Annotated in this window: 7 protein-coding genes and 1 pseudogene; 7 read left to right on the forward strand and 1 reads right to left on the reverse strand. The window is 29.1% G+C overall.

Features of this window, described 5'->3' with window-relative positions; translation table 11 throughout:
- Positions 1 to 24: 24 nt before the first annotated feature.
- Positions 25 to 498, reverse strand: coding sequence for a nucleoside deaminase (locus RSF37_RS14450; protein WP_332565087.1), 474 nt, complete (start codon positions 496 to 498; stop codon positions 25 to 27).
- A 274-nt stretch (positions 499 to 772) separates the two neighbouring features.
- Here RSF37_RS14450 and xdhA point away from each other — a divergent pair, with 274 nt between their 5' ends.
- The 7 genes and pseudogenes from xdhA (at position 773) to RSF37_RS14485 (ending at position 7,602) form a co-directional block, all read left to right on the forward strand.
- Complete coding sequence (gene xdhA, locus RSF37_RS14455; protein ID WP_332565088.1) at positions 773 to 3,064, forward strand: xanthine dehydrogenase molybdenum-binding subunit XdhA; 2,292 nt, start codon at positions 773 to 775, stop codon at positions 3,062 to 3,064.
- Between the two features lie 12 nt (positions 3,065 to 3,076).
- On the forward strand, positions 3,077 to 3,958 hold the full coding sequence (gene xdhB, locus RSF37_RS14460) for a xanthine dehydrogenase FAD-binding subunit XdhB (RefSeq protein WP_332565089.1): 882 nt from the start codon (positions 3,077 to 3,079) through the stop codon (positions 3,956 to 3,958).
- Positions 3,951 to 4,424, forward strand: coding sequence for a xanthine dehydrogenase subunit XdhC (xdhC, locus tag RSF37_RS14465; RefSeq protein ID WP_332565090.1), 474 nt, complete (start codon positions 3,951 to 3,953; stop codon positions 4,422 to 4,424). Before xdhB ends, xdhC begins: the two co-directional genes overlap by 8 nt.
- 26 nt (positions 4,425 to 4,450) lie before the next feature.
- Complete coding sequence (gene yqeC, locus RSF37_RS14470) at positions 4,451 to 5,227, forward strand: selenium cofactor biosynthesis protein YqeC (RefSeq protein WP_332565091.1); 777 nt, start codon at positions 4,451 to 4,453, stop codon at positions 5,225 to 5,227.
- A gap of 4 nt (positions 5,228 to 5,231) precedes the next feature.
- Positions 5,232 to 5,762, forward strand: a pseudogene (locus RSF37_RS14475) (NTP transferase domain-containing protein).
- 78 nt (positions 5,763 to 5,840) lie between these two features.
- Positions 5,841 to 6,647, forward strand: a complete 807-nt coding sequence (gene yqeB, locus RSF37_RS14480) for a selenium-dependent molybdenum cofactor biosynthesis protein YqeB (RefSeq protein WP_332565092.1) — start codon at positions 5,841 to 5,843, stop codon at positions 6,645 to 6,647.
- A gap of 148 nt (positions 6,648 to 6,795) precedes the next feature.
- Positions 6,796 to 7,602, forward strand: coding sequence for an XdhC family protein (locus RSF37_RS14485; RefSeq protein ID WP_332565093.1), 807 nt, complete (start codon positions 6,796 to 6,798; stop codon positions 7,600 to 7,602).
- Positions 7,603 to 7,630: the final 28 nt, after the last annotated feature.

The raw sequence follows: 7,630 nt of genomic DNA on the forward strand, positions 1-7,630 counted from the left end.
ATGCATTGTTGAGGTTTTTGTGCTTTAATACCCAGTTTTATCTTGACTATTTGTCCACATTTGAAAGGCTGTTATACAATTTGATTTATCTACTGACTCTAAGTCTAAAATATCTTTATTTTTGCAACCACCATTTAAAAATTTTAATATATGATTATCTCTAAATCCGATATTTGCAGCATCTTGAACGCTACATCCATAATAAACTTTTGATATATTAGCCCATATTATTGCTGACATACACATTGGACATGGTTCTGATGTTGTATATAATTCACATCCGGTTAAATCAAAAGTAGATAGTACTTTGCAAGCTTCTCTTATTGCATTAATTTCACCATGAGCAGTAGGGTCATTAGTACCAACTACTGTATTACTAGCAAGTGCTATAACTTTTCCATCTTTTACAATAGCAGCACCAAAGGGACCCCCTTGCAAATTTTTCATGCCTTCTTTACATTTATCAACACATAAATCCATTATTTCTTTATTTTGCATTATAACATCCCCCATAACATTATTAGGTATTCATAAATAACATATAAAAATTAGTCATTTAAGTTACTATTTATTAAATACTAACTATTATAATATTATTAAATTTATTGGACATATAGAATAAACTTTAACAATAAATACAAGCATTATATACATAACTTTGGCATGAACTATGCTACATATAAATATAATAAAAATAGTTAAAGTTATAATGCTATATATTTCCATATATAGTAAAATGTAAATATATATTCCAATTTAGTGGAGGTGTAGTGTGACAAATAATATAATAGGAAATAGTGTAATTAGATTTGATGCTGTAGCTAAAGTTACTGGAAAAGCAAAGTATGTAGATGATTTTTTTGTTAATGATATGCTTATAGGTAAAGTTTTAAGAAGTCCTTATGCTCATGCTATAGTCAAAAATATAGATACTAGTAAGGCTAAATCATTAGAAGGGGTAGAAGCTGTAATTACTTATAAAGATTTACCAGAAATTAAATTTGCTACAGCTGGTCATCCTTGGTCATTAGATCCTAGCCATAGAGATATAGAAGATAGATTAATTCTTACAGATAAAGCTCGTTTTGTTGGAGATACAATTGCAGCTGTTATAGCAGTTGATGAAATAGTTGCAGAAAAAGCTTTAGAACTTATTGAAGTTGAGTATGAGGTTCTTAAACATATATTAAAAACTGAAGATGCTATAAAGGAAGATGCACCAATAATTCATAATGATAGAGCAAATAATATTTTAAGCTCTTTTGGGTCAGAAATTGGAAATGTAGAAGAGGATTTAAAAAAATCTGAAAAAGTATTTAAAGGTGAGTTCGAAACAAGTATGGTTCAACATTGTCATATGGAGAATCATAGTGCTTATGCTTATGTAGATAGTGAAGATAGAATTATAGTAGTTTCTTCAACTCAAATACCTCATATTGTAAGAAGAATTGTAGGACAATCATTAGGTATTAGTTGGGGTAAAATAAAAGTAATTAAACCGTATATTGGCGGTGGTTTTGGAAATAAGCAAGATGTAGTTATTGAGCCATTAACTGTTGCGATGTCTCTTGCGGTTAATGGTAGGCCTGTGAGATATACATTAAATAGAGAAGAATGTTTTATTGATACAAGAACAAGACATGCAATGAAAATTAAATTTAAAACAGGAATATCAAAGGATGAAAAGCTAACAGGACTTGATATAAAAAACCTTGTAAATAATGGAGCTTATGCATCACATGGACATTCAGTTACTATGAGTGCAGGTGGAAAATTTAGAGGGGTATATGATTTTAATTCAATAAAATATAGTCCTGTAACTGTATATACAAACTTGCCAGCAGCAGGTGCAATGAGAGGTTATGGAGCACCACAAATGTGTTTTGCCTTAGAAAGCCATATAGATGATATTTGCAAGGAACTTAATGTGGACCCTATAGAATTTAGAGTTAAAAATTTTGTTTCTGAAGGATATGTTGAACCTTTAAGTAAAAATATAGTTCGTGCTTTTGGATTACCAGAGTGTATTGAAAAAGGAAAAGAATTAATTAAATGGGATGAGAAAAAGAAGCGTTTAGAAAATAAAACTGGAGATAAAAGAAGAGGGGTAGGAATGGCTTGTTTCAGTTACTTTAGTGGAACGCATCCTGTAGCTTTAGAACCAGCCGGTGCAAGAATAGTAATGAATCAAGATGGATCAGTTCAATTGCAAATTGGAGCAACGGAAATAGGACAAGGAAGTGATACTGTTTTTGGACAAATGGTAGCAGAGGTACTAGGGTTATCTATAGATATGGTACATGTAATATCTACCCAAGATACTGATATAACTCCTTTTGATACAGGTTCTTATGCATCAAGACAAACTTTTGTAAGTGGAGCGGCAGTTAAGAAGTGTGCATTAGAAATTAAAGATAAAGTATTAGAGCTTGCAATATGTAAATGTGGATTAGAAAAAGATGAATTAGATATTGTAAATTGTGAAATTGTAGAAAAGAAATTAGGTAGAGTAGTATGTTCACTTGAAGAAATTGCTATGGAATCTTATTATGATAGGATTAAATGTTGTCCAATAACTAGTGATACCTCTGTTAATGTTAGAGTTAATGCAATAGCTTATGGGACTACATTTACAGAGGTAGAAGTAGATATTAAAACTGGAAAAATAGAAGTTTTAGAAATTTATAATATACATGATTCAGGAATTATTATGAACCCAATGCTTGCAGAAGGACAAGTAGATGGAGGCGTAAGTATGGCTCTTGGATATGTACTGTCAGAACAAATGTTATTTGATGAGAAAACAGGTAAGCCATTAAATAATAATCTTTTAGATTATAAATTACAAACAATAATGGATACACCAACTATTAATTCAGCTTTTATAGAGAAATATGAACCAGCATCAGGGTTTGGTCAAAAATCTCTTGGAGAAAACACAACTGTTTCACCAGCACCAGCAATTCGTAATGCAGTTTTAGATGCTACTGGGGTAGCTTTTAACAAAATACCTATGACACCACAAGTTGTTTTTGAGAAGTTTAAAGAAGTTGGATTAATATAAGGAGGGGTAAAAATGTTTGATATTAAGAATATATTAGAACCTGAAACTATAAATGATGCATTACAGTTACTTGTAGAAAATCCAGAGCTTAAAATAATAGCAGGTGGTACGGATGTTTTAATAAAATTAAATCATAAGAGTATTAAAGATGTAGAGTTATTAAGTCTTAGGAAAATAAGTAATCTTGATAAAATTACTATGTTAGAAGATGGATCAATAGAAATAGGTGCAATGGTATCCTTTGGACAAATATTTAGAGACACTATTGTAGAAAAGCATATTAAAGTTTTATCAGAAGCGGCAGTTTCTATGGGAGGGCCTCAAATTAGAAATATGGCTACTATTGGTGGTAATGTTTGTAATGGAGCTGTTTCAGCAGATAGTGCACCTGCTTTATTTTCTCTAAATAGCAAAGTAAGGTTAGTAAGTAAAAGTAAAGAAAGAATTATACCAATAGAGGAATTTTATTTAGGGCCAGGAAGAGTAGATATAAAAAGTGATGAAATATTAATTAGTTTAATAATAGAGAAAAAAGACTATGAAAGCTTAATTGGAAATTATACAAAGTTTAGTAACAGAAAAGCTATGGATATTGCAATGGTCAGTGTATGCGTTGTAGCTTCAATTGAAAATAATAAATTTAGTGATTTAAGAATTGCACTAGGAGTAGCAGCACCAACTCCAATAAGATGTAAGGATGCTGAAGATTATGCTAAAGGACTAGATATAACTGAAGAAAATATTGATGAAATTGCATCTTTGGCAGTAAAATCATCAAAAGCAAGAAACTCATGGCGTGGATCTAAGGATTTTAGAAATTATTTAATTAAAGAATTAACAAAAAGAGCAATAGAAAAAATAATAAAGAGAGCAGGTGAAGAGGACCATGAGTAATGTAATAATGAGAAAAATATCCATGATAGTAAATGAAAAATCATATACTGTTGAAGTTGATATAAGAGAATCTTTACTTGATGTTTTAAGAAATAAATTACATCTCACAGGGGTAAAGTGTGGTTGTTGTGTTGGAGAATGTGGAGCTTGCACTGTACTAGTTAATGGAACACCAATAGATTCATGTATATATATGGCTGTTTGGGCAGATGGGAAAGATATTTTAACTATTGAAGGTGTTAAGAAAGATGGAAAATTATCAAAAGTTCAAAAAGCATTTATTAATGAAGGAGCTATACAATGTGGTTTTTGCACACCAGGATTAGTATTAACATCTACAGCTCTTGTAAATAGTGGGAAAAAATATACTGACGAGGAAATAAAAAGAGAAATTTCAGGTCATTTATGTCGTTGCACAGGATATCAAAAAATATTTAATGCAACTAAGAAATCCCTGGAAGAATAAAATTATAGAAAATAAGTTGGTGTTTTATGAGTTTAAATAAGATTTTAGAGTTAAACAAGGAATCAGTAATTTCTATAATAGGAGCTGGTGGAAAAACAACTTTAATGTATTTATTAGGAAAAGAACTTAAAGTTGAAAATAAAGTGTTAATAACAACAACAACTAAAATATATAAGCCAACAAGTAATGAAGTTGATTTTTTGACAGTAGGAAATGAAAGTCTTGATGTTATTAAATCATCTAATATAAATGGAATTTACGGCTATGGAAGTTTTATTAATGAAGATAATAAATTAATAGGAGTTAATCCAGAACTTTTAGAAAAGGAATTTATTTATTTTGATTATATTATTATTGAAGCGGATGGTTCTAATAGAAAATCAATAAAGGGCTGGAAAGATAGTGAGCCTATAATTTGTAATAAAACTAACAAAACTATAGGAATAGTTAGTATAGATATTTTAGGAAAAGAAGTAAATGAAAATAATGTTCATAGAGTAAATGAATTTAATATAATTACCAAAGCTAAAGTAGGAGATATAATTACTGTGGAAAATATAATTAATATAGTATTCCATAAAGATGGATTATTTAAAAAGTCTAAAGGAGAAAATATATTATTTATTAATAAAATTGATACTTATGAAGATTATAGAGATTCTTTAGCTTTATTAGAATCCATTAAAGAAAATAATAAAAAGAGTAAGATTATAAATAAAATTATATATGGAAGCTTAAAAAATAGAATTTATAAGGAGATAAAAAGTGGTAAGTGCAATAATAATGGCATCTGGGGAAAGTAAAAGAATGGGTGAAAATAAGCTTTTACTAGAATATAAAGGGAAGAAAATAATAGAATATGTATTAGATAAAGTAAGTAGCTGTGATTTTAATAATATTTTAGTTGTTTGTAATAATGAAGAAATAATTAAAATATGTAGTGATAGAAATATTAGCACTATTTATAATAGTGAATGAAAAAAAGGTCAAAGTGAGTCGATTAAAATTGGCATAAAGAATTCTCCAAAATCTGAAGGATATGCTTTTTTTACGGCAGATCAACCTTTAATTAATGTTGAAACTATAAATTTACTATTAAATGAGTTTAACAATAATAAAGAATATATTATTGTACCAAATTATAATGGGAAAAGAGGTACTCCAGTAATATTTTCAGATAAGTTTAAAGAAAACCTTTTAGAATTAGAAGGAGATGTAGGTGGACGAGTTATTATAAATGAAAATCCTTCTTATACAAGGTTTATTAATGTAGAAAATGAATTTATTCTTTGGGATATCGATACTAAAGCAGATTATGAAAAATTACTTAGAATTTGAAATAAATGATTAATTATAAAATAAATAGAAGAAGATAATTTGCTATTTAAGTTTAATATTAAAAAGAGGTGACTTTATATGAGTAAAGATATAGTAGTTGTAAGAGGCGGCGGAGATATAGCAACTGGCACAATTCAGAAACTTCATAGAAGTGGGTTTAAAGTTTTAGTTTTAGAAATTGATAAACCTACAGCAATAAGAAGAAATGTTGCATTTAGTGATGCTGTATATAATGGTAATACTGAAGTTGAAGGAATAAAGGGTGTTTTAGCTAAAAATAAAGAAGAAATAAATAATTGTTTTGAAAATAGAGTTATACCTATTGTAGTAGATAGTACTGGAGAATTTATAAATAGAATTAAACCTAATGTAGTTATTGATGCAATACTTGCAAAAAGAAATATAGGAACACATAAAAAAATGGCACCTATTACAGTAGCTTTAGGGCCAGGATTTGAGGCAGGAGTAGATGTAGATATTGTTGTTGAAACTATGAGAGGCCATAATTTAGGAAGATTAATATTTGAAGGGCAAGCTATGAAAAATACAGGCATACCAGGAGAAATAAAAGGTTATACAAAAGACAGAGTAATATATAGTGCTGATAATGGCATAATAAAAAACATTAAAGCGCTAGGAGATATAGTGCAAGCTGGTGAAGTTATAGCATTTATAGATGGAGTACAAGTTTTAGCAACTATTAGTGGGATTTTAAGAGGAATTATTAAAAATGGAAGTTATGTAAATAAAGGATTGAAAATAGCAGATATAGATCCACGATTAAAGGAGCTAGAAAACTATAACACTATTTCAGACAAAGCAAGAAGTATTGGGGGTGGTGTATTAGAAGCCATATTAATTATGAAAAATAGAAAATTGCTGTAATAAGGTATCGTAAGATTATAGGTATAAACAAATTAATTTAAGTGATTATATATAAACATTGATTGTAATTATTAATTAGAATTAAAGTAAATCTACAGATAGATTATTGATAACTTAATGACTAGAGAGCTCGGGGGAGATGGGGAAAGTGGAAGATATTATATTGAAGAAAATATATGAGAGTATAAATAGCGGGGAAGCTGCTGCATTAGTTACTATAACAGAGGAAAGTGGATCTACACCAAGAAAAAGTGGATCTATAATGGCAGTATGTAACAATAGAAAAATTTATGGATCTATTGGGGGAGGAAAAGTAGAAGGCGTAGCGATAAATAAAGCTATGGAATGCATGGAAAAATCTGAAAGTGCTAATTTCCATTATAAATTAAATGAAGCTGAGCTAGGAATGGAATGTGGTGGAGAAGTAAGAGGATTTATTAAGGTTTTTTCTCCAAAAGTAAAGCTAATTATAATAGGAGCTGGCCATATAGGAGAAAAGTTAAATAAGCTAGCAAAGGTATTAGGGATGCATACTGTTATATTTGATGAACGGACAGAGTATGCAACTAAGGAGAGGTTTGAATATGCAGATGAGCTTATAGTAGGTAATATAGAAGAAACCTTAATAGATTATACTGTAAATAAAGATGATAATATAGTAATAGTCAGTAATAGTCATGAAATAGATAAAAAAGCCTTGAAAATTATGATAAATAAAGATTCAGCCTATATTGGAATGATAGGTAGTGAAAGAAAGATAAAACATATAATGAGTGAACTTATAAATGAAGAAATTTCTAAAGAAAGATTAATGAAAGTATATGCACCAATGGGGTTAGCTATTGCATCAAGATTACCAGAAGAAATTGCTTTAGGAATTATAAGTGAAATACTTTTGATAAAAAATAAAGGTTCATTAAACCATATGAGAGATTTAAAGAAAGTATGGAATTAACATATAATAGTGGTATAATAATAGACAG

Source organism: Clostridium sp., assembly GCF_036643715.1.
GTDB lineage: Bacteria > Bacillota > Clostridia > Clostridiales > Clostridiaceae > Clostridium.

Bases quoted from the DNA above. Each gene is read 5' to 3' on its own strand.
- xdhB (WP_332565089.1), top strand. From the start codon at position 3,077: ATGTTTGATATTAAGAATATATTAGAACCTGAAACTATAAATGATGCA.
- RSF37_RS14450 (WP_332565087.1), bottom strand. From the start codon at position 498: ATGCAAAATAAAGAAATAATGGATTTATGTGTTGATAAATGTAAAGAA.
- xdhC (WP_332565090.1), top strand. From the start codon at position 3,951: ATGAGTAATGTAATAATGAGAAAAATATCCATGATAGTAAATGAAAAA.
- yqeB (WP_332565092.1), top strand. From the start codon at position 5,841: ATGAGTAAAGATATAGTAGTTGTAAGAGGCGGCGGAGATATAGCAACT.
- yqeC (WP_332565091.1), top strand. From the start codon at position 4,451: ATGAGTTTAAATAAGATTTTAGAGTTAAACAAGGAATCAGTAATTTCT.